The organism is Paenibacillus sp. FSL R10-2778, assembly GCF_038593035.1.
Taxonomy (GTDB): domain Bacteria; phylum Bacillota; class Bacilli; order Paenibacillales; family Paenibacillaceae; genus Paenibacillus_AQ; species Paenibacillus_AQ odorifer.
Map to the genome: position 1 here is coordinate 5,307,657 of NZ_CP151956.1, position 23,587 is coordinate 5,331,243.

General features: G+C 45.8%; 24 protein-coding genes. All 24 read right to left on the reverse strand.

Annotated features, from left to right (window positions below):
• Positions 1-62: 62 nt before the first annotated feature.
• Positions 63-1,178 carry a Nif3-like dinuclear metal center hexameric protein gene (locus tag NST40_RS23945; protein ID WP_076098536.1) on the reverse strand — a complete coding sequence of 372 codons (1,116 nt, stop codon included), beginning with the start codon at positions 1,176-1,178 and terminating at the stop codon, positions 63-65.
• Positions 1,154-1,924 carry a class I SAM-dependent methyltransferase gene (locus NST40_RS23950; protein WP_076185284.1) on the reverse strand — a complete coding sequence of 257 codons (771 nt, stop codon included), beginning with the start codon at positions 1,922-1,924 and terminating at the stop codon, positions 1,154-1,156. Before NST40_RS23950 ends, NST40_RS23945 begins: the two co-directional genes overlap by 25 nt.
• Positions 1,925-1,929: 5 nt before the next feature.
• Positions 1,930-2,754 carry a hypothetical protein gene (locus tag NST40_RS23955; RefSeq protein ID WP_036683797.1) on the reverse strand — a complete coding sequence of 275 codons (825 nt, stop codon included), beginning with the start codon at positions 2,752-2,754 and terminating at the stop codon, positions 1,930-1,932.
• Between the two features lie 110 nt (positions 2,755-2,864).
• Entirely contained in the window at positions 2,865-3,998 is a 1,134-nt protein-coding gene (gene rpoD, locus NST40_RS23960; protein WP_036683799.1) for an RNA polymerase sigma factor RpoD, read from the reverse strand.
• A gap of 40 nt (positions 3,999-4,038) precedes the next feature.
• Positions 4,039-5,859, reverse strand: a complete 1,821-nt coding sequence (dnaG, locus tag NST40_RS23965) for a DNA primase (RefSeq protein ID WP_036683805.1) — start codon at positions 5,857-5,859, stop codon at positions 4,039-4,041.
• A 39-nt stretch (positions 5,860-5,898) separates the two neighbouring features.
• On the reverse strand, positions 5,899-6,378 hold the full coding sequence (locus NST40_RS23970) for a DUF188 domain-containing protein (protein WP_076220169.1): 480 nt from the start codon (positions 6,376-6,378) through the stop codon (positions 5,899-5,901).
• Positions 6,379-6,540: 162 nt separating this feature from the next.
• Positions 6,541-8,616, reverse strand: coding sequence for a glycine--tRNA ligase subunit beta (gene glyS / locus NST40_RS23975; protein ID WP_342410063.1), 2,076 nt, complete (start codon positions 8,614-8,616; stop codon positions 6,541-6,543).
• Positions 8,609-9,496 (reverse strand): glycine--tRNA ligase subunit alpha, encoded by an 888-nt coding sequence (glyQ, locus tag NST40_RS23980; RefSeq protein ID WP_036683820.1) that lies wholly within the window; start codon positions 9,494-9,496, stop codon positions 8,609-8,611. The genes glyS and glyQ overlap by 8 nt, the downstream gene beginning before the upstream one ends.
• A 420-nt stretch (positions 9,497-9,916) precedes the next feature.
• Positions 9,917-10,672 carry a DNA repair protein RecO gene (gene recO / locus NST40_RS23985; protein WP_342410064.1) on the reverse strand — a complete coding sequence of 252 codons (756 nt, stop codon included), beginning with the start codon at positions 10,670-10,672 and terminating at the stop codon, positions 9,917-9,919.
• 36 nt (positions 10,673-10,708) lie between these two features.
• Entirely contained in the window at positions 10,709-10,852 is a 144-nt protein-coding gene (locus NST40_RS23990; RefSeq protein ID WP_076098533.1) for a YqzL family protein, read from the reverse strand.
• Between the two features lie 113 nt (positions 10,853-10,965).
• The gene (era, locus tag NST40_RS23995) at positions 10,966-11,859 is read right to left on the reverse strand and encodes a GTPase Era (protein ID WP_036683823.1); all 894 of its coding nucleotides are present in this window, start codon (positions 11,857-11,859) and stop codon (positions 10,966-10,968) included.
• 674 nt (positions 11,860-12,533) lie between these two features.
• Positions 12,534-12,953, reverse strand: coding sequence for a cytidine deaminase (locus NST40_RS24000; RefSeq protein WP_076221046.1), 420 nt, complete (start codon positions 12,951-12,953; stop codon positions 12,534-12,536).
• Between the two features lie 241 nt (positions 12,954-13,194).
• A complete protein-coding gene (locus NST40_RS24005) occupies positions 13,195-13,590 on the reverse strand; it encodes a diacylglycerol kinase family protein (RefSeq protein WP_076129003.1) in 396 nt (131 codons plus the stop codon).
• Entirely contained in the window at positions 13,590-14,087 is a 498-nt protein-coding gene (ybeY, locus tag NST40_RS24010; protein WP_341003595.1) for an rRNA maturation RNase YbeY, read from the reverse strand. The genes NST40_RS24005 and ybeY overlap by 1 nt, the downstream gene beginning before the upstream one ends.
• Positions 14,084-16,339 (reverse strand): HDIG domain-containing metalloprotein, encoded by a 2,256-nt coding sequence (locus tag NST40_RS24015; RefSeq protein WP_076128999.1) that lies wholly within the window; start codon positions 16,337-16,339, stop codon positions 14,084-14,086. Before NST40_RS24015 ends, ybeY begins: the two co-directional genes overlap by 4 nt.
• A gap of 14 nt (positions 16,340-16,353) precedes the next feature.
• On the reverse strand, positions 16,354-17,325 hold the full coding sequence (locus NST40_RS24020; protein ID WP_036683834.1) for a PhoH family protein: 972 nt from the start codon (positions 17,323-17,325) through the stop codon (positions 16,354-16,356).
• 15 nt (positions 17,326-17,340) lie between these two features.
• Complete coding sequence (gene yqfD / locus NST40_RS24025; RefSeq protein ID WP_076128997.1) at positions 17,341-18,522, reverse strand: sporulation protein YqfD; 1,182 nt, start codon at positions 18,520-18,522, stop codon at positions 17,341-17,343.
• Positions 18,519-18,812: a sporulation protein YqfC gene (gene yqfC / locus NST40_RS24030; protein ID WP_036683844.1), complete on the reverse strand. Its 294-nt coding sequence runs from the start codon at positions 18,810-18,812 to the stop codon at positions 18,519-18,521. Before yqfC ends, yqfD begins: the two co-directional genes overlap by 4 nt.
• Before the next feature lie 172 nt (positions 18,813-18,984).
• Complete coding sequence (locus tag NST40_RS24035; protein WP_342410065.1) at positions 18,985-19,563, reverse strand: hypothetical protein; 579 nt, start codon at positions 19,561-19,563, stop codon at positions 18,985-18,987.
• A gap of 18 nt (positions 19,564-19,581) precedes the next feature.
• Positions 19,582-20,586, reverse strand: coding sequence for a flotillin-like protein FloA (gene floA / locus NST40_RS24040; protein WP_036683849.1), 1,005 nt, complete (start codon positions 20,584-20,586; stop codon positions 19,582-19,584).
• A 55-nt stretch (positions 20,587-20,641) separates the two neighbouring features.
• The gene (locus tag NST40_RS24045) at positions 20,642-22,027 is read right to left on the reverse strand and encodes an NfeD family protein (protein WP_342410066.1); all 1,386 of its coding nucleotides are present in this window, start codon (positions 22,025-22,027) and stop codon (positions 20,642-20,644) included.
• A 118-nt stretch (positions 22,028-22,145) separates the two neighbouring features.
• Positions 22,146-22,589, reverse strand: coding sequence for a GatB/YqeY domain-containing protein (locus NST40_RS24050; RefSeq protein ID WP_036683862.1), 444 nt, complete (start codon positions 22,587-22,589; stop codon positions 22,146-22,148).
• A gap of 15 nt (positions 22,590-22,604) precedes the next feature.
• Entirely contained in the window at positions 22,605-22,778 is a 174-nt protein-coding gene (gene rpsU / locus NST40_RS24055) for a 30S ribosomal protein S21 (RefSeq protein WP_036657994.1), read from the reverse strand.
• A gap of 139 nt (positions 22,779-22,917) precedes the next feature.
• Positions 22,918-23,277 carry a histidine triad nucleotide-binding protein gene (locus tag NST40_RS24060; RefSeq protein ID WP_036683863.1) on the reverse strand — a complete coding sequence of 120 codons (360 nt, stop codon included), beginning with the start codon at positions 23,275-23,277 and terminating at the stop codon, positions 22,918-22,920.
• Positions 23,278-23,587 lie beyond the last annotated feature (310 nt).

Consider the following 23,587-nt stretch of genomic DNA (forward strand, 5'->3'; position numbering starts at 1 on the left):
GAACAACATTATATATTATACAGACATCACATGTCTGGCACAAGCATTATTAAATGGCAATTTTATAGGAACTTAAATGGCTCCGTATTCACCTGCGAAGCATGCACAGCTGTATCATACTTATGCTCGGCCAATTTTCCAGCCATCCACTCCGCTACTTTCTCTTTCATGATCTTCTCCGCATTATGTCCCGGATCAATCAGAGTGATTCCGGCGAGCGCAGCATCCTGAACTGTATGATAATCCAGATCCCCAGTAACCAGGACATCCGCACCGCGGAAAATAGCACTGTTATAATACTTTCCACCCGAGCCGCCGAGAACGGCAGCTTTACGAATCGGACGGTCCAAATCACCAACAACCCGTACATGGTCTACCTTCAGGCCTTTTTTTACCGTCTCCACGAATTGTCCAAGGGTTGTAGGCTCTTTGAGCTTTCCTACCCGCCCAAGTCCTAAGCTGCGGCCTTTAAGATCCATTGAGTACAAATCATAGGCAACCTCTTCATAAGGATGGGCCTTAAGCATAGCCTGCACCACTTTATTGCGGATGGAGTGCGGGACGATCGTCTCAATACGAATTTCCTCGGCACGTTCCATCTTACCTTTTTCCCCGATATAAGGATCCGTGCCTTCTCCTGGAATAAAAGTACCGTATCCCTCGATATTGAAGCTGCAATGACTATAGTTGCCAATTGCCCCTGCTCCAGCATTCAGAATAGCATCCAGAACCTTCTGATGATGATCCTTCGGCACAAATACTACCAGCTTTGATAATTGCTCGGAGTGAATGTCTTTGATGGGTACTCCGTTTTCTATGCCAAGAGCTTCAGCCATCCAATCATTCATTCCACCTTCGGTGACATCCAGATTGGTGTGGCTGATGTACACCGCAATGTCATTCTTAATTAATTTTTCATACATTTTGCCCGCCGGTGTGTCTGTCTGGATTCCTTGCAATGGACGGAAAATAATCGCATGATGCGCAATAATCAAATTGCAGCCTAGACGAATCGCTTCTTCAACTACCTCATCATTCACATCTAAAGCAACTAATACATTAGTGATTTCTTTTTGCAGCGTGCCCAGTTGAAGGCCAATTTTGTCCCAATCCTCAGCTAAATGCTTAGGAGCCAGTTGCTCCATATACTGAATTACTGTTTGTCCCTTGGCAAACATTGTAGCACCTCCGTAATTTCCCTGATCTGACCTTGAATCTGTTTCCGTTTATGCTCAGCAGATTCGAGTTCTGAACGTGACAACGATGTTAAAATGCCTTCCAATTTCTGAATCTCACCCTGCCACTTAGCAAAAAACACAGTATTTGGTGCTTGAAGCAGCCATGGTCCCATTTGAAGCAAGGCCTCTTGCCCAAGGACTTTAGCGGAATCCCCCAAGGTTAATTCACGATATACACTTTCATTTGTAATTCCAGCTTCCGTATTTTCTGGTACAGCCGTCAATACTTCATATAGCTTCCCGTCTTCTTCCAATATTCTCTCAGCTACGAGTACCCATTTATTATTTAATAACCAGCGGCGCAAAATATCCTCGCCTACATTCGGTTGAAGCAAAAGGGTTGTAACCTCTTTTAGCTTCCCCTGGCTTTGACCCCGGTCCAGAATCGCGGCAATTAATGCGCCTCCCATACCAGCAATCGTGATACAATTGACTTCACCAGGTTCCAGAACCTCAAGGCCATCTCCACGGCGCACCGAGATCACCTTCCCTAGTCCAGCCTCTGCAACGCCCTTACAAGCAGCATCAAAGGGACCCGGGTTTACTTCACCTGCAATTGCAAACACAGCCTTACCGCTTTCGACAGCGGCCACAGGAAGCAAGGCATGATCGGAACCGATATCTGCTAATCTGCTTCCTTGCGGAATTTGCTCCAGCAATTGCTGAAGCCGATCTGATAATTTCACATTGTTCATGTTGCCACCCACGTTATCCATTTTTTTCGAAACCCAAACAACAAAGCTAACCCTGCTGCAATCTTTAGGATCAGCATCAATGAAATCCACTGCGGATAATCCTGTCTTAATAAAAGAGCGTCAAGCTCTGGCATGATCCAAAGCGATACTCCCACTGCAAAATAAACACTGGCAACACCTCTTACCTTATGATGCAAAAGCCAGCTTAACCATACCATCAGCACACACAATGGCAGCCATAGGAACTCCAGTTCAAATATAGAGGCCTCCGGGCTTCTTCCACCGAAGAACCCTGCATACAGTAATGCCCAAAAAGCAAAACCACAGTACTGCAACAAACCTATCCGGAGTAAAAATCCCAAAATACACCATAACAAGCCGCAGCACCCAATTAGAATAGGCCTCCAGAGCTGAGGATCCAGATCATGCAAATCAATCAGCCATAGCCCAAAACCAAGCGTTAAAACACTGCCCAGCCCCGCTAGGATAAGACTGATAACATTGTTCCGGTCCTTATAAACGGCGGAGTATCCATAACAAATAATTAATACAGATAGTGCGGTTGCAAGTTGCAAAGGCCAGGGAAAAACGCTAAAATAAAGACTAATCAAGAAAATCAAGGAAATAATTCCAAAAGAAAACAGCCAAATTTTGATGCTTCCCTGCTGTAAATTTCTCAGCGAAATTGGATTGTTATCCTTATTCGCATCCTCATCGTCATACAGATTGGTTAAGAAATCGCAATACTGCTCTGGCAGCAACCGGCTTTTTCTCCAATACTGAATCTCTTTTATAATGATGTCGCGTTTTTCCAAATTCACTGGCTCATCCTTCTTTCCAGATACACAAGGTCAACACATTTTTTACCAGCGTAAATTCAAATAAAAGAACCTCCTGCCACTGAGCAGCAGAAGGTCCAGTTCATGAAATACTATTCAAGGAAATCCTTAAGCCGTTTACTGCGGCTAGGGTGACGAAGTTTGCGCAATGCCTTGGCTTCAATCTGGCGGATCCGTTCCCGGGTAACACCAAACACCTTGCCGACTTCTTCAAGCGTTCTTGTCCGTCCATCATCAAGGCCAAAACGCAGGCGAAGTACATTCTCTTCACGCTCCGTGAGCGTGTCCAGCACATCCTCCAGCTGTTCCTTCAGGAGTTCATAAGCCGCTGCATCCGCAGGAGCCAATGCTTCCTGATCCTCAATGAAGTCTCCTAGATGAGAGTCATCTTCTTCACCTATTGGCGTTTCCAAGGATACAGGTTCTTGGGCAATCTTCATGATCTCTCTAACTTTCTCCACCGTCAGTTCCATCTCAGCCGCAATTTCCTCTGGGGAAGGTTCGCGTCCCAGTTCTTGCAGCAATTGGCGAGAAACCCGAATCAGCTTGTTGATCGTTTCCACCATGTGTACAGGAATACGAATGGTACGCGCCTGATCCGCAATCGCACGAGTGATGGCCTGGCGAATCCACCAAGTCGCATACGTACTAAATTTGAATCCCTTGTTATGGTCAAATTTCTCTACTGCTTTGATCAGACCCATATTACCTTCCTGAATCAGATCCAGGAACAGCATACCGCGTCCGACATAACGTTTCGCGATACTTACTACGAGACGCAGGTTCGCTTCTGCAAGCCGGCGTTTAGCTTCTTCATCGCCATTCTTAATCCGCATAGCAAGCTCAACTTCATCGTCAGCCGACAACAAAGGAACGCGTCCGATTTCTTTTAGATACATACGGACAGGGTCATTAATCTTGATCCCTGGTGGCAGCGACAGATCGTCATCAAAGCTGAAATCATCGCTGTCTTTATCCTCATTATCCTCACTTGGTCGGAGGCTGTTAACCTCTTCATCGTTCTCGTTTACAACCTCAATTCCCAAATCACTGAGTTGCTCGTAGAACTCCTCCATTTGCTCGGGGTCTTGATCAAACGGCGATAATTTCTCCATAATATCTTTGTAATTTAATGATGATCTTTTCTTACCTTGCTCAATGAGCTGATCCTTAACCTGATCCAAAGTAAATTCTGCTTCCAATTCAGTATGCTGATCGTTCGCCATAATTCGACTCCCTCCTCCCTAGGTACATCCTGTCAACATGTCATTGTCTCTCTAGGGCTATAATCTCACTTGCTATTTGTGCCGCACGCAAAAAGTCACCTGACTTTTCAGCCTGAATCATCTCTTCACGCTTCTGTTCCATTTTGCGTTGCAGTGGGTATTTCCGCACTTCACGAATACAATCATCTAGAACCTGCATATTCCAGTCCGGAGGGGTATCCATCATGGATATTGATGTCGCAGTTTTCTCCAGACGATCATCCTGAAGTGATGATAGAAACCGGCTAATGCCGGGTGGTTTGCCTTGCGCGTAATAGGCATATAGATAAGCAGCAATTGCCGCATGATCAACGATGTTGAAATCTTCTCCGAGGCGTTCGCCCACATACGTGGCGGCTTCCGGGTCCTGAATCATAAAGGACAATAGACGCCGTTCCGCGACATGATAAGCGGGTAGTAAGGTCGGTGTCTGCACCTGCCCTTTTTTATGCCTACCATTATTCCACCTTTTGTCGTTATTATCCCCTTCAGGGATGTTTTTTTGCATCGATGCCCTAAGTAAATTACAATCCTGCTTCAAACTATCATAGGAAAGTTCGAGTTCAGCAGCGATTTCCTTCAGATAAACCTCTCGCTCTGTTGAGGAATGCAGTGAAGCAATAACTTCTAAGGCCTCCTTGACATAGGCGATTTTGCCATCTTCCTCTAGGAGTATATGGTTTTTTTTCAGATATATAAGCTTAAATTTTATGGATGAAACTGCTGAATCAATAACCTGATCTTTAAATCTTTCTCCTCCATGCTTGGAGATAAATTCATCCGGATCCACCCCGCTTGGCAGTAAGGCGATCTTTACACGCAGGCCGCTGCCTTCAAGCATCGGAATGGCTTTCATGGCTGCTGCTTGTCCCGCCCGGTCACCGTCGTAAGACAGTATAATTTCATCAGCCAGGCTTTTCATCAGTGCCACATGACCCTCCGTCAAGGACGTTCCCATCGTTGCTACGCCGTTATGCACACCCGCTTCCCAGGATGAGATGACATCTCCATATCCTTCAAACAGGACGATTTGTCGAGTTTTGCGAATGGATGCTTTGGACTGGTGCAAATTGTACAATATCCGGCTTTTGTTAAACAATCTACTCTCCGGAGAATTTAAATACTTAGGTTGACCCTCTCCAAGTATTCTTCCGGCGAATGCGATTACCTTGCCTGTACGGTTGGCAATCGGAAAGATAATCCGGCCACGGAAACGATCCAAATAGCCTTTGCCCTCACCGCGGGCTGACAGAAGTCCGCCTTTCTCCATTTCCGCAAGGTCAAAATTTCGTTTTTCCAAAAACTGCAACAAAGTATCCCAGCGGTCCGGAGCGTATCCGATCTGAAACTGGTCAATCATTTTATCACTGAAGTTCCGGCCTCTTAAATAGTCCATAGCGGCTTTGCCGTGTTCCGTGTTCTTCAGCAAGTAATGATAGAACTTTGCCGACCATTCATAAGCTTGAATCAACCGGTCGCGTTCCGGATCAGGGGGAGACATCATACCTCCCTTACCTTCTGGAACGGGAATATCACTTTCTTCAGCCATTATTCTGACAGCTTCGGGGAAGGTTAATCCTTCGATTTCCATCCTAAATTTGATGGCATTTCCACCCATACCGCAGCCAAAGCAATGAAATACTCCCCGGTCGGGGGTAACAGTAAAGGAAGGGGTTTTCTCCGAATGGAACGGGCAGAGGCCCCATAAATATTTCCCCTGCTTGGACAAATGAACAACCTTACCGACTGTATCGACTATATCATGACGCGCAAGCACGCTTTCGATAACCTCTTCCGGAATATTGCCGTGTCCGCTAGCCACTTCAACCACCTTCATCTCTTAACAAATAAATATAATTCGCTATTGCTCCACATTCTCCTGCAAAAGTATTAAAAGTTTTGTCAGTTTATGTTGAAAATAAGTTTTTTCTTCTGCCGTTATGGGTTTTGGACCCTTGGAATAATGTCCCCGTCTTCGTTCAACGGCCCTGGCATGTCTTCCCTCCAACATAAAATCCATCTTGGAATTGTCGTATTCCTGACCACGAAATGAAAGCACACTGCATCGTTTACCTAGTGCAAGTGCCGCAAGACCATAATCTTGAGTCAATACCACATCTCCTGCAGTAATATGATTGGCAATATATAGATCGGCACTCTGATCTCCTCGATCCACCTGCACAACCGTTACACCCTCTTCAGCTTTCAGTGCATGGTCATAAGAAGATACCATAAGAACCGGAACACCAAAGGTGCGACCTACCTCAGCGATCTCTTTTTTGACCGGACAAGCATCCCCATCCACCACTATCGTTCTAGACTGGGACTTCTCCATGATCATCACCAATTTCCCGTGTAATATATATACGCCCTCTCCGCAAGAAATCCTTCTTTCTAAGCATAAATACGGAACGGATGTCAAATGACGCATTGGCACCGTTCCGTATATTTATACCCCAAACCAACATTCTATACCATAAGATTCAAATTTTCTTGATTAAAATTACCAGACAAGCTTCGCAAAATCAGCGAACGACTTGGAGTCAGCATCAATACCAGCAAGCAGAGCCAAACGGTTAGCACGCACTTGCTCGTCCTCCGCCATAACCATAACGGAATCAAAAAATGTTGTAACGGCGTCTTTTAGACCCGAAAGAATCCGAAGTGCTTCTTCGGCATTTTTTGCCGCCATAGCTTCAAGGTAAGGTGCGTGAAGCTCCTGCCATGTATTAAAAAGCTGCAATTCAGCATCTTCTTTAAGTAAAGCAGGATCAATCACTTCACTGGTTGCTTTACTTGCCAAATTACTGACACGAGTAAGCGAATCTACGGTAATCTTGAAATCTGCTTGGTCGGACACAGCAGCCATAAGAGCACGGCTTCTGCCCACAACATCTACCACGTCGTCAAAACCAGCCGCTGTTACAGCGTCCACAACATCATAGCGTACATTGTCAGATAAAAGACGTTTTACACGCAGACCGAAGAACTCGTACAGGTTTATACGTAGTTCATCTCCAGAATGTTTCGTATTTCCTGAATTTTCATGAATTTCAATCGCCGCTTCAAAAATTTCGCGCAGCGTAATTGGCAATTTATGCTCAAGCACAATTTGGACAATACCTGCAGCCTGACGGCGCAGGGCATATGGATCCTGAGATCCTGTCGGGATGATGCCGATGGAGAAGCAGCCAACAATCGTATCGATTTTGTCCGCTATGCTGACAACTGAACCTGCTTCTGTTGAAGGTACAGCATCTCCTGCAAATCGTGGCTGATAATGCTCGAAGATCGCTTTTGCCACAGTTTCAGGCTCGCCTGCTTTACGTGCATAATCTTCACCCATTGTTCCTTGCAGCTCAGGAAATTCATAAACCATTTGTGTTACAAGGTCGAATTTACAAATATCCGCAGTGCGACTTACTTCGGACACAGCAGAAGCTGATAGTCCAAGCTTCACAGCCAGACGATCAGAGATTTGGCGAATACGGCGCACCTTATCCCCTACGCTGCCCAAATCTTCATGGTAAACAATGTTTTCAAGCTTGGCTAACGCATCGTCAATCTTCATCTTTTGATCTTCTTGATAGAAGAATTTGGCATCTGATAGACGAGCACGAAGCACTTTTTCATTTCCCTTAGCGATAACATCCAAGGATTCTGCATTCCCGTTACGTACAGTTACAAAGAATGGCAGTAGCTTGCCAGCTGCATCAAAAACAGGGAAATAACGCTGATGCTCACGCATCGAGGTAATCAGCACATCCTGAGGAATCTCTAAGAAAGATGGATCAAAGGTTCCAAAGAGCACGGTTGGTGTTTCTACCAAGAACAGTACTTCTTCCAAAAGATCTTCTTTAATCGCAATCGTCCAGCTTTTCTCTTCAGCTAATTTGTTGATTTGATCCAGGATAAGCGTTTCCCGTTCCTTCACATCCACAAGTACATGCTGCGCACGCATGCTCTCCACATATTGTGCAGGCTCCGAGATTACAGTCTCTGTACCGAGAAAACGATGTCCACGGCTCACATTACCCGCTTTTACATCCGTAATTTCCAAATCAATGATCTCTTTACCAAAAAGAGCAACCATCCAGCGGATCGGACGAACGAATTTAAAATCGTAAGCTCCCCAGCGCATGTTCTTCGGGAAAGTCATTGCATTTACAATACCCAGAAGTCCTTCTGTGAGCAAAGAAGCAGTCTCTACACCCGCACTATTTTTTGTGGCATAAATATATTCCACGCCAGCTAGCTCTTTAAATGTAAATTGCTCTGGAGATACACCTTGACTGCGGGCAAATCCTAGCGCAGCTTTACTCCAGTCGCCGTTAGCATCCAGCGCGATTTTGCGTGAAGGTCCTTTGACCTCTTCGCTAATATCCTCTTGCTTCTCAGCCGCGTCCTTAACAAATACAGCGAAACGACGTGGCGTAGCATATGCAGTAACTCCAGCATGGTTTATACGTGCAGAATCCAACCACTTGGACATTCTATCTTGCAGCTGTTCCATCGCAGCACGGATAAAACGTGCAGGAATTTCCTCCAGACCGATCTCAAACAGGATATCTTTAGACACGGTCAGCACCTTCTTTCTTCAGCAGCGGGAAGCCAAGCTTCTCGCGTTCCTCAAGATATGTTGCCGCTACGGAGCGGGCAAGATTACGCACTCGGGTAATAAATCCAGTCCGTTCAGTTACACTAATTGCCCCACGCGCATCGAGTAGATTAAAGCTATGTGAGCATTTCAACACATAATCGTAGGCTGGAAACACAAGATGTTTCTCCATCGCTCTACGTGCCTCCTCTTCATACATGTTGAACAGCGAGAATAACATTTTTACATCCGATACTTCAAAAGTGTAGGTAGAATGCTCGAACTCCGGCTGATGAAAAACATCACCATAAGTCATACCGCTTACCCATTCAAGATCGAACACATTTTCTTTATCCTGAATGTAAGAGGCTAAGCGCTCCATACCGTAAGTGATTTCTACAGCAACAGGATTAGCTTCGATGCCACCTACCTGCTGGAAGTAAGTAAATTGAGTGATCTCCATACCGTCCAGCCATACTTCCCATCCCAGACCCGCACAGCCCAGTGACGGGTTCTCCCAGTTATCCTCTACAAAACGGATGTCATGCAAGAGCGGATCAATACCTAGTGCTTTCAAGCTATCCAAATAGATCTCTTGAATGTTATCTGGTGAGGGTTTGATGATTACTTGGAATTGGTGATGCTGATACAGACGGTTCGGGTTCTCTCCATAACGACCATCGGAGGGACGACGTGAAGGCTCTACGTAAGCCACTCTCCAAGGCTCAGGACCTAGCGAGCGTAAAAAAGTCATAGGGTTCATCGTGCCGGCGCCTTTTTCTGTGTCATAAGGCTGTACGATGATACAGTTCTGTTCAGCCCAGAACTGCTGCAGTGTCAAAATCATCTGCTGGAAGTTCATAATACCGTCTCCTTCGCTTTACAAGTTTTTTACAACAGCTTGCCTAAAACTTTCTACCATGGAGGCGGCACTTTTAGCTCCTGACAGCAACAAAAAGCCCCCGCCCCCATGCCTGATTAACAGACATAGGGACGAGAGCTTAACTTATTCTCCCGCGGTTCCACCCTACTTGATTTCATACCTTGTATGAGCAAGTTTGCTGCCAAGACAAGAACGAAATCCACTTTCATTCGCCGCATTCGTACTCCCGGGTGCCATGTTCATGAACGTTGTCCCGCTAGGCTTCCACTGCCCCCAGCTCGCTGAATAACGACAATACAGTCCACTACTTTCCCGATCAATGCACGCCTCTCCCCAATTGGAGCATAACGACGATCATATAATAAACTGATCCTATAGTAACGGAAAAATCAGCTTTCGTCAAATCTTGTACTTGTCGAGCTGGTCTAGGAAACTTTGTGACTTCAGCTTTAATCCGAGTTGCACATCCATAAAGGCCCGCATAATTTTTTTCAGCTCATCCCGGCTGCTTTCCTTTACATCCACATTGCCTAGTCTAGTCAGGTCAAGTCTGGCGAATAATCGCAGCAGCTTCAACGCACGAGCAGAGACCTCCATGGCTGGAGGGTCATTATGTTTACAACTGCGGCACAGTGCTCCACCAAGGCGAGGGCTGACCAGCAGTTGATCATCCGGCTTCTTGGCACCACAAATTACACAAGAATCGAATTCAGGACCATAACCGGCTGCCTGTAAGATTTTCATTTCAAAGACATTTATGATAACGCCGGGTTCCTTGTCCTCTTCAAGTGCATTAAGACAGGCCGTAAGCTGGCGAAACCAGAAGCTTCCCGTTTCCTCATCATGCAGAACACGATCAAGCAGTTCACACGCATAAGACGCATAAGCAGCTTTGATCAAATCCTCACGCAGCGGATGGTGCGACTTCGTAATTTCGCCAGAATTCAGTGTCCCAAGTCCTCCATTATTTCTAAAAAAAACAAATTCCCCAACGGTGAACAGTTGTATCAATGCAGCATGGCGGCTTTTGACCTTCTTTGCGCCACGCACCAGAACCCCTACTTTTCCCGCGTTCTCGGTGCAAAGCGTAATAATTGCGTTCCCCTCGCCGTAGTCCATGCTGCGGATGACGATCCCTTCCACCCTGTGTAGCATGCCTCTTCCCCCAACCATTCGGCAAGCAACCAGTCCTTATTGCGCTTCTTCATCACAGGCCTTCTCTTCCTCCACTAGCTGTAATCCACTATCTTCAAGCGGATGGCCAGCTTCCTTATACAGCAGGTAAGCATCGACGTCTCCTGTCATTGCAAAATACTTCCACGAAAAGTTTCGCATTCGTATTCATCCTTTCTTGGGAAAGACGATGTCTCTTATCAAGAATTAGGATGGTGCGATGGAGCAGGTTCTATCCTTGCAATTCCTACCAAACGAGGAATAACGGAATTAACTTAAAGGTCTTTATGGAAGCCCAAATCCCGCAGAACGCGGTCCTGATTGCGCCAATCTTTTTTCACTTTTACCCATAGCTCCAGAAAAATCTTCGAACCCAGCAGGTTCTCAATATCTGTCCGAGCCCGTCTGCCGACCTCTTTCAGCATTGCCCCTTGCTTGCCGATAATAATTCCCTTTTGCGAATCACGCTCAACAAAAATAACAGCTGAAACATGCACTACTCCATTAGGCTCAACCTTCATATCTTCGATGGCTACAGCAATAGAGTGCGGCACTTCTTCACGAGTCAAATGCAGAATTTTCTCCCGGATTAATTCCGCGCAGACAAATTGCTCGGGGTGATCCGTGATTTGATCTTCTGGATAATACTGAGGGCCTTCCGGCAAGTACTTGGCAACCTGCTCTAACAGCGTGTTAACATTGCTGCCCATCTTCGCAGAAATCGGAATAATTTCGGCAAAATCATGCAGCTTGTTATATTGAGCCATAAGCGGGAGCAGAGCTTCCGGCTCTATTTTATCGATCTTGTTGAGCACTAGAATCACCGGTGTCTTCAGACCATTTAATTGCTCGGCAATGTAACGGTCTCCACCGCCCAAGCCCTCTGACGCATCCACAAGGAATAACACTGCTTCTACTTCACCCAGTGTACTCATTGCAGTCTGGTTCATGTAGTCGCCTAGCTTGGACTGTCTTTTATGAATCCCCGGTGTATCCAGGAATACGATTTGTGAAGTGTTTGTTGTGTAAACACCATGGATTTTGTTTCTGGTTGTTTGTGGCTTATCCGACATAATGGCAATCTTCTGGCCAATGACCTGGTTCATGAGTGTTGATTTACCTACGTTTGGTCTGCCGATAATTGCGACAAAGCCTGATTTGAATTTCATATTATCTTCCTTCCATACTTACCTTCTAGTTCAATCTTTTTCAATCATTCAATCTTTTTTTAAAAGCTTTTCCGATCCCCCTAAATCCCCCTTACCCAAGGGGACTCCACGGGTCCCGGTCCTCTGGACACCCGGAAATAGGCGCACCTGCAACGTTCGGCGGGATTAGAGGGACGGTCGTGCGTGAGCGCTTGTGTCCCCTGTTGGGGACACGTTTCTCTGTTGCTTATTAACACGGTTCGCATTAAGCTCACCATAGATAAAGATTACTGAGATGCAGCTTACAGTCAGGGTTCAAGTTACGATGTGCAAAGAATCGCTGGCGGCTTTTGCCGTGGCGCTTACCTCGTAATGTTACTCTAAAAACACATAGTTTGCACCAGTTTAGCCTAACTTGGTAGAACTAGAACACTTTTAATTGTACTTTGTACAACTAATTTTAGGTTGAGTTTATGTTTTTGGTGTTTTAGTTGTATTCTGTGCAATTAAATCCTGTCTTAAGAGCCAAATATGGGCTTTATCATAAATTTAATTGTACTATCTGCAACTAAATTCATTTTTGTGCGAAAGAGTAACAATTTAACTGTACATTGTGCAATTAAAGTAGCAACCTTCGTCTAACTAAGCCTGATTTGCCTTTAAACAGGCACAGGCATTAAATCAAAAACCTAAGTTCACTCTGGAGCTTGTCCTTGCTTCAGATCTACAGGACCAAAAGCGCCTGGAAGCAATTCTCCCACCGTAGTCTCAACGATATCACCCTTCATGTTCCCAAGAATAACCTTCATATCCGGCGAACACAACTCAATCATTACTTGCCGGCACACACCGCAAGGTGAAACTGGGCCGTCCGAGTCAGCTACTACGGCAATTGCTTTAAAAGAACCAATAGCGTGACCGTCCGCAATCGCACGAAATAATGCTGTCCGTTCCGCACAGTTGGTTGGGCCAAAAGCTGCATTTTCCACATTACAGCCGTGGTGAATATGACCATCCTGATCAAGAAGGGCAGCTCCCACTCCGAATCGGGAATATGGAATGTAAGCTTTTGATCGTGCTTTAATCGCCTCTTGCATAAGAAGAGTAGAATCCATATATTGTCCTCCTAAAGTTTTGTGAGTATTGACTTCATTGATTTTTCTTCGCACAAAACTCACTTCGTAAACATCTAATTAGTTTCGTTTATCGTTATTTTCTCAGCGTGCGCTAAATTTTATCAGTGTACTTCATGAGATATATTCGGGTACATAACTCACTTCAAATTATTCAGTAACGAAAGAGGCGGAATCGCAATACGCGGGTCCGCCTCTCCCCTGAATTGATTTTATATTCTGATTATGACATAAGTCCGCTAATCCAGTCCATCACAGGGTGATAAAAAACATAGATCCCGACTAAGACAGCAAACACCGCCGTAAGAAGCACAGCTCCTGCGGCGGTATCTTTTGCTCTCTTAGCCAGTGGATGAATCTCTGGCGAGATCAGATCAACCGTCGCTTCAATCGCCGTATTGAGCAATTCGGCAGTTAGGACAAGCGTGATCGAGAACAGCAGCAACATCCAACTGGCCAGCGGAAGTCTGAACACGGCAGCGGCTATTAGCACAACCACCGCTAAACAGCAATGCACCTTCATGTTAAGCTCGGATTTGAATGCCGACACTAAGCCTTGCGATGCAAACCGAAAAGAGTGCCAGAACTTCTTGTGCCCTACCGCCGTGTTCTTCACCATTAGCGCGTCAACCCAACCTGAGATAGTACTTTTTCTTGCTTGGACATCATCTCTGCTTCTGAAGCTTCATCCTGATGATCATATCCTAACAAATGCAGAAATCCGTGAACGAAAAGAAAACCAAGCTCTCGTTCCAGTGAATGGCCATATTCCAGCGCCTGCTCCTGCGCACGAGTTACGGAAATGATTATATCCCCAAGTACGTCTGGAACTTCTTCCAGTGCCTCGCCTTCCTCTACCTCGTATATAATGTCCAGCTCGTCCTCTCCGCTTTCATTCATAGCAAAAGAAAGCACGTCCGTCGGACGGTCAATCCCCCGATATTCCAAATTCAACTCATGTATACGAACATTATCGACAAAAGTAAGAGCTACCTCGCCCCGATCGATCCCTTCCGCTTCACCTGCTTTTTGCAAAATACTCTCCAGCAGCGTAATGAGATCGTCCTTTATCTCGTATTCTTCCTGCTCGTTATCCCAAACGATCTCCAAACTCATGGGTTAGGTGCCCCTTCCTCTTTTTTCGGCTTACGCACATCTTCTGGATATTCGATCCGTGAATGGAAAATTCCCATAACCGTCTCCTTCAGAGTCCGTGCAATAATATCCAATTCTTTAATCGTCAGATCACATTCGTCAAACTGATGATCATCCAGTCGACTTTTAATAATCTTCTCAATCATCGTTTCCACCTGCAGAACAGTTGGCTTACGCAATGATCTCACTGCAGCCTCGACACTGTCGGCAATTCCCACTACAGCCGCTTCCTTCGACTGGGCTTTCGGTCCAGGGTAACGGAAATCTTCCTCGGTAAAATCAGGATCGACACCTTTTTCTTCCGCCAGCTTCAGTGCCTTATGGTAAAAATAATGCAGGAACGTTGTTCCATGATGCTGCTCCGCAATGTCACGGATTGGTTTTGGCAGCTTATATTCTCGTTGCATTTCCACCCCGTCACGGGCGTGGGCAACGATGATAGATTTACTAAGCTTCGGTTCAATAGAGTCATGTGGATTTTCCATATTATTTTGATTCTCGATAAAATAAAACGGACGTTTTGTTTTACCAATATCATGATAATACGATCCAACCCGGCATAATAAGCCATCTGCTCCAATCGCTTCCGCGGCAGCTTCTGACAGGTTACCTACCATTACACTATGGTGATAGGTTCCCGGCGTTTCGGTAAGCAGTTTGCGCAGCAGCGGGTGGTTTGGATTAGACAATTCTACCAGCTTCAATGCCGATAGAATACCAAAGGTTGCCTCGAAAAAAGGCATTAGCCCAATCACAAGTACAGCCGTTAATAGTCCCCCTGCAAAAGCAAAACCAACCGAATACAAGGTACCTACCTCTTTCCATGCTCCTCCACCTAACAGTATCTGCATAAAGACTGTCAGACAGCCAAAAAGCGATACCATAATCCCGCCTTTAAGGAGCGTGGAGCGTTGACCCGCACGGTGAGTCGCAAAGATAGCCACGTACGAAACCACGATAGCAAAGAAACCAAAGTTAAAATCAAAGATTGAGTTCTGCTGCACATTCAAAATAACACTCGCCAGTACACTGAATAGAATGGAGCAGAAATAGGCCAAAGGCATGTCCAGAAGCATTGCAATTAACATTGCGCCAATCGCCACCGGTGCCAGGAATCCGATATAAGATCGGACATCGGTCTGCAAAACAGCGGCCAGCCGCATAGAGATAATAGTTATAACAAATACAAGCACCAGCATCAATAGCTGAGAATTGTTGTACTTAAAGCCTGAGGTGCCGCCTGAATAACGAATGAACGCAAGCAAACCGACGGAGAGCATCGCAGAGAGAATCAATAGGCCTAACTGTGGCCAGTAATTCACCTCATTGCTTAGTAGTCCATTCTCATCCAAAAGAGTGTAGAGCTCTGGAGTAATTAGCTGCCCCTTAGCAACAAGCGTATCCCCTTGCTCGATGAATACATCAGGTGTGTTCTCCCGGGCTTGTACCTTCGCTTCCTTGGTAGCATCCTCATCGTAGAACTTGTTACTTGTGATCACAAGACGCACAAGCTCCTGAACAACCTCACGCGCTGTACGCTGGCTTAGAGAACTAATACTGACCTGTTCCGCTACCTTGGCGCGAGCGGTCTGCGCATCCGTAATCTGATCATTCATCAGCCTAGTTACAATATCTCGGGCGACAGGCTTCATCTCGATAATGTCCTGAGAGGTCAGGCGCGGAATCTTAATGTAAGTCTCTTCCGGAATGACATAGGTCTGCTCTTTGATGACAGATTGCATTTCATCCAAGAGGTGATCTGAATATGTAGCGCTGCCCCGATTGGAAGCTACGAAATTCAAGATGAAATCGCTGGCTCTCTGCGGGATTTCATCACGATAAATCCCCGTCTTATCGCTTTGCGAGATCAGATCATCCTGATTGAGGCGATCTATCCGGTCCAGCAGCGAGGTCACTAGGTTGTCTGCCCTCATCGGGATAATTTTGTACTTGGGAGATACGCTTTCGGCTGCTTCCTCAGCCGCTTTTAACGTAGCTTTGGTGTCCTTAATTTGTTTCGGTGCCGTTATTTCCTTTGCACTGTAAGTATTCTCTTTAATATCATATTTCTTAGGTAGCAATTCTGGCGACAAGCTGAAGTAGAACACTAGTCCGAGTAACAGGAAAAGAGCATAGCGTGTCACTGCGCTATACTTCCATCCGTTGTTCGTATATACAAATCCGCTTAATTTAGATGGTTGCTTTGAAGCCATGAAGACAATCCCCTTTATTGGAGGTTTTCGGCAGAGCGGTCATAGGCAACGATAATTTTCTGCACCAGGGAATGCCGTACTACATCCTGTTCCGCGAAGTAGACAAAGCCAAGTTCTTCTATGCCGGATAAAATCGCTTTGGCTTCAATCAAACCGGATTTCTTGCCGCGGGGCAGGTCAATCTGGGTAACGTCACCTGTAATCACCATTTTGGACCCGAAGCCGAGTCGAGTCAGGAACATTTTCATTTGCTCAGGTGTTGTATTCTGCGCTTCATCCAAGATGATAAATGAATCATCCAATGTACGTCCGCGCATATAAGCCAGCGGAGCAATCTCAATCAATCCCCGTTCAAGTGCCTTAGCCACCTGATCGGGCCCCATAACGTCGTATAATGCATCATAAAGCGGACGCAGATATGGATCTACCTTTTCTTGCAAATCCCCTGGAAGGAATCCTAGACTCTCCCCTGCTTCTACTGCGGGACGCGTAAGAACAATACGCTTAACCGAACCTTCTTTCAGTGCCGTAACTGCAAGCACCACTGCCAAGTAGGTCTTCCCCGTTCCTGCAGGACCGATTCCGAATACAATATCACGCTTCTTGATCGTTGTCACATAATGCTTCTGGCCGACCGTTTTGACACGGATAGGCTTTCCGCGAAAAGTTGTAGTAATTTCTCCTTTGAACAAATCGAGCAATTGATCAGCACGAAAATCTTTCGCCAGTTCCACAGCGTACTGCACATCACGTTCAGTAAGTATGTAACCGCTCCGAATGAGGGACAGTAGCACATTAAACAATTGCCCCAGCATGTCTACTTCCCGCTCAGCTCCACGAATCGTTAGCTCTGCTTCACGCGAATCAATAATGGCGGGAATTTCACTCTCGATGATTTTTAAGAATCCATCCTGCGGGCCAAACAGCGATTGCGCTTCTCCCGCATTTTGCAAAGATATACGAATGCTTGCAGTCTGTTCTGACAAGTAGCCTCATTCTCCTCAATTGTTTACTATTGGCAGTTCTTCGGAAATTTTTTCTTCTACTTCAAAGATCACTTTCATATAAACTTTACCATTCTCTTTCTTCTCATGCAAAACTTTTTGACTTTTGATGACGCTATCAACACCATATCGAGCTAAAATATCATTCTTCGCCCGCTCAATTCCCCTCGCTACTCCAGCTTCTGGAGTTATCGTATCCTTTGTTTCATTGATCTCCATTTCTTTCTCAGTCATCAGGCCCAGCGGCAGCTCAATAGAGCGCCAAGATAGCGGATCATGCTCTGTGAGCGTCTTTGAATTCTCAAAGGAGGATTTGCCATAACCCCACAGCTGAATAGCCCATTTCCCCAACACGAGATAGGTGCGATCCTTACGCTCCCCAGTGTAGGTGCTATTTGTTGTTTCAAGCGGAACCTCGATATTGTACTCATGCCAAACCAACCCCTTAACCTCACCCTTGGCTACCACATACTCTACATTTTCTTCGTCTCCAAGAGCACCGGAAATCAGGATATCCCCTTTTTTCACACGCGAATTACGCGCTACTACCGGTCTGCCCTGCTCCGCATATATTTCTGTTACCACCGCATCTGTTCGGCTAATTAAATGCCGTTGGCTAAGCAAAGGTTTGATATCGGGCTGTTTAGCCTCTACAACCTGAATTTTGATGCTCGTCCCCGTCCGTTGCAGCCCTATCCAAGAAACACCCGGTAAATGGGCCAGCAGCCCCTTAGAGAGCTTGTCCGGCTCCTCCAGACGCCATATCCACTGAAAAGGATACACACCCTCCTGGCGAGCGGCAGCCAATATATCCTCAGAAGCAATTTTTTCATTCCCTTCGACTCTAATACTCCATACCATCGTAGATAACATAAAAAGTGTAATTCCAAACATCAAAATACCTATGCCAAAAAATTTCCTTTTCCACAGCCGCGCCATAAGAAATGGAAGTCCGCTTCTACCGGTAACGTGCATACGACAGCCTGTCTTTTTTAAAATCGGCCGGAGGACATAAAAATCATCCAGAAGCAGCTTAAGGGAAGCGCCGCCCTCAGCGGGCCTCACATCCCAAATCATGATTCCTGCTTCAGAAATGAAATTAATAAATCGCTCCACCTGAGGTCCCGTCACATGCAGTGTAACGAACCCCCGCAGTGATGACAGAGGTGGCTCCTTCATGATCTCTCCTCGCTTTCGTTATATCTGATCTCCCCGATAACGCCTTCTACAGCCAATTCCTGGCCTAGAATATTTCGGATGACAAGTCCCTCGCCTGTGATTTCAAGCGATCCTTTAGCTAACGCGAGCTTAAGCTGACCAGAGGAAAAATGCAGCACGCCGCGATGATTCTCAATATGCAGTTCCTTATTGCCGATCAGGGTGATCCGGGGCATTTCCTGTAATAAGTCCTGTGGTAGATCCAGTACCCCGTTTGTCCATCCCCGCAGCCTGCGGCCAATACGGGTCATAAGTAGACGTTCCCCCTTCCTGCCTTCTGTACACCTTATGCGGCAACGCTTTTTTTTATGAGAAGAAGTAACAAAGGAGGACCCTTCCAGTGTGAAAAAAGCAAAAAAAGCCCCGGCAACCTATCGTAAAGATAGGAAACCGAGGCTTTATTGTTACTATGATCTGTAAATATTATCTTCGGGTGGAATGCGGCTGACGAGAACGCGGTGGTCCCAGAATCTCTGCCCAGACTACACCATTGCGCAGGTCGTCACGACTCCCTGTTCCATGTGTCTGGTTTCCCGCAGAGGGTGAGTTTGTGTTTTTAGTCTTATTTGATCTTTTGGTATCTGCACCCGCTATCCCGTCAAAAGCAGATTGAAGGCGCCGCACCTCTTCTTGCATTCTTTGCGTGCGTAATTCAACTCCGTCATCGGCATGCTCCAAAGACATTCCTTCTCCAGTAGAATAATCTGGAGTTGGTATATACGCGGGTTCCGGAAATGCAGGAGAGGCATCATACTCCCGGTTATCCTCTGACCTCGACTGCCGGGAAGAGGTGCTAACAGGAGCAGGAAATCCACTGCCAGACTCCGCTTGGCGCCCTCCATCGATATCCGGGCGTTTTACCCGGCGGAGCGGAGAATCCTCTCCGCCCCCAAAAGTGGGCATTCCCCCGCGAGGAGCTCCTTTGGGCTTGTTTTTAGTTGCTTTATTCACATTGGACACGATCGCGAATATAATAACCGCAATAATATAGATCCAGCTCATGGAGATTCACATCCCCTTTTATTTATTATTGTTAGGACGGTTATTGTCGTCCTGATCATTCATTTTGCCGAGAGAGCCCCGCATTTGGGTATCTGCCTCGATGTTTTTGATATTCATATAATCCATCACGCCGATTTGGCCATTTCTGAGCGCCTCAGCCATTGCCATAGGCACCTGAGATTCAGCTTCCACAACAAGCGCCTTCATCTCTACTACGCGCGCCTTCATCTCTTGCTCGTGAGCGACAGCCATCGCTCTGCGTTCTTCCGCTTTGGCTTGGGCAATGCGTTTATCTGCTTCTGCTTGCTCGGTTTGTAGATAAGCACCGATGTTCTTGCCTACATCGATATCCGCAATATCAATGGAGAGGATCTCAAAAGCAGTACCTGAGTCAAGCCCTTTGGACAATACCGTCCGCGAAATCAAATCCGGGTTCTCAAGGACATCTTTATGGGAATCACTCGAACCTACTGTCGTTACAATCCCTTCACCAACACGGGCAATAATCGTTTCTTCACCCGCACCACCCACGAGGCGGTCGATATTGGCACGAACAGTTACGCGCGCTTTTACCTTAACTTCAATCCCGTTCTTAGCAACAGCCGCAACAACCGGTGTCTCAATTACACGAGGGTTAACGCTCATTTGCACAGCCTGCAGCACATCACGTCCTGCAAGATCAATGGCTGCTGCGCGAGTAAATTCCAAAGGAATATCTGCACGTTGTGCTGCAATAAGCGCATTAACAACACGGTCTACGTTACCACCTGCGAGATAGTGACTCTCCAGTTGATTAATGTTCAGTCCAAGACCTGCCTTAGTCGCTTTAATCATTGGGTTAACGATACGACTTGGGGTTACACGACGCAGTCTCATCGCCACCAGCGTAATAATACTGATTCTAACGCCCGATGCTAATGCTGAAATCCAGAGCATAACCGGGAAGAAACTTAAAAACACGCTCAATACAATAATCACCACTACCGCGATGAACAGAATAGGAATCAAAGATGCTTCACCCATACTATATAACCTCCGTAAATTTGTTGTAGAACTATTATTGGTTCCAGTGTTTACCTTATTCCTTGATTTCTTTCACAACAATCCGTCCGCCCTCTACTTTAATAACAGAGACAGGTGCATTAGCACTAATAAAACTACCTTCTGTAACAACATCCACACGTTCGCCGCCTATCATAGCCGTTCCTGAGGGACGAAGTGGAGTAATACTGGTTCCTGTAGTGCCTAATAAGCTAAGCTTCTCTTCTACAGGCACAAATCCCTGATCTTTAGTAAGGCTTTCCTTCAAAATAAATCTGTTCCATATCCCTCGTTCTTTAAAAATGACCGCAACAATTACTACAACTATAGTCGCAGCTACGAAAGAGATACCTAGACTGAGCAGTGCATGCTTATAGCTGTAAGCAGCTCGTACAACACCCGCTACAAGGCTGACAGAGCCTAGGAGCCCCAATATTCCGAAGCTAGGCACAAAGAGCTCCAGCACAAGCATGACAAGCCCAATGATAAACAAGAGCCAAGTTTCCGCTCCGGCGAATCCTGCAACATAGTTGCCGAAGAAATATAACACAAAAGCCAACGTCCCGATAATTCCTGGCGCACCAAAGCCTGGAACAATCAGTTCAATGACAACGCCTGTAATCCCAATGAACAGCAGAATCGTCATAATAATCGGATTGGTCAGAAATTGCGACATTTTTTCCGCACCGGTATGCTCTACGCGAAAGATGTCGTCTGTAGTATATCCAAGCCACTGAATTGCTTCTTCAGGGGTATCTGTAATTTGATCAGCGTAACCAGCTTTTAAAGCTTCTTCACTAGACAAGGCAATGATTTCTCCCTGTGTCTTAGTCACTCCAAGCTCTGGCTTATCCACGACCAAATTACTATCCACCATTCCAGCAGCAATGTCTGGATCACGATCATTCAGAGCAGCAGCGCCGATCATTTTAGATCTCCAGTAGGATATCATTTTGACATCATCGACTTTTTGACCATTCATGTCTACCAAGGAAGCGGAGCCGATCATACTGCCCGGCTTCATGATTATTGCACCTGCATTAAGTGCTATGTAACTGCCTGCAGAAGCGGCATCACCTTTAATATAGGCAGCTGTTGGTATTTCACTCTCTCTTACCATCGTCCCAATCTCTTCTGCCGATTTCACCAGCCCTCCAGGTGTATCGACCTCTAGTAGAATAAGGACTGCTCCATAATTAGCGGCTTCTTCAAATCCTCTTTCCAAAAAGCTTTGCAAACCCCGTTCAATCTTTTGATCTACCGGAATAATAAACACGGGACCTTTTTTCAGCTCACTGTTCGTAACCCCCGGTGTTTTCGGGGCTGCCCCGTCAGCGCTTACATTCGTTGCAAAGGGTGTCAGGAGGAGTAACAGCAGGACCACAGGAATGCTAGCTAACAGTATTTTCCGTAATCTTCTCAATGATTTTACCTCCCTTCTTTAGCTTGACCCAGAACTCATAACCCTTAATACGCTGAAATTGGATTTACGTTTCATAACATAGAAAAGCACCCCTTTTGCAAGGGGTGCTAGTGCTATATTATTGCAGAAATTGCAGAACCGCCTGGTTCACGAGTTTACCATCAGCGCGACCTTTGACCTTAGGCATCAGTGCGCTCATGACCTTCCCCATTTCGCTCTTCGAAGAAGCACCGGTTTCCTGGATGGTCTGCTGTACAATTACTTTAATTTCTTCTTCGGAAAGTTGCTCGGGAAGATATTTAATAATAATCTCGATTTCTGCTTTTGTACTCGCGGCAAGCTCGTCGCGACCCGCTGATTCAAATTCTTGGAGGGCATCTTTGCGCTGTTTGATTTCACGACTAAGGATATCAAGCACTTCGTTGTCGTCCAATGTTCTCTTCAGATCTATTTCAAGATACTTTATTGTAGAACGAACCATTCGAATCGTGGAGAGCGTGAACTTGTCCTTACTCTTCATCGCTTGCTTCATATCTTCGTTCAATCTCTCGCTAAGATTCATGCGTGGGTAATCCTCCTAAAACTTTCTCTTACGAGCAGCCTCAGACTTCAGCTTTTTCTTAACGCTCGGCTTTTCGTAATGTTTGCGTTTCTTCACCTCAGCCAAGACACCATCTTTTGCGATGGAACGTTTAAAGCGACGAAGTGCAGCATCAATTGTCTCGTTTTTGCGAACTTTCGTTTCAGACACAGGTTTCCCCTCCCTCCGACCATACCGTCCAAGAGCATAACACGGTTTATCAAACTCCATTATAGGTCAAACGGAAATAACGTGTCAACCTTCGTGCTATTCTTTTTTCTGGCAAGTTCTTCAACATTAAATGATTATGCTATGCGTGCGAAGCTGAGTTTCCAGTGAGCGCACCCAGCTTGGCTCCACCCAGCAGGTGATAATGAAGATGAGGCACAGCTTGTCCACTATCAGGTCCGCAATTATTGATTAAACGATAACCAGACTCAGCAATTCCAAGGTCTTTGGCGATCTGTTGGGCTACACTGTGGATTTCAGCAATTAGCGGAAGATCCTCAGGTGTAACATCATTCATTGAAGCAATGAACTTCTTGGGAATGATCAACACATGTACCGGTGCAGCCGGCTCGATGTCGTAAAATGCAAGAATACGTTCATTCTCAAATACTTTTTTGGAAGGAATAGTACCCTCAATAATTTTGCTAAACACGGTCTCCATAGAGTGCTTGCCTCCTAAAAATTGGTGAAATTCCACTTCATCATAAGATAATCATACAGGATAATCATCAATTACGAAAGCAGCAAGCAAACTCAGCATAATCTGCCCTAAACTGTATCTGTTACAGAATGAACCATTAAATAAATATATCAACACCGTTAGGCCTAAAAAAGACAAAAAAAAGAGAAACACCCTTCACAGCTTATAAAGCTGATTCGGCGGCGGACGTATGAAAAGGAGTTCATTCCCTGCCATACGTCCGCCGAGGTGTTTCTAAAGTAATGTCGGCTTAGCTGTATTATAACAGCGC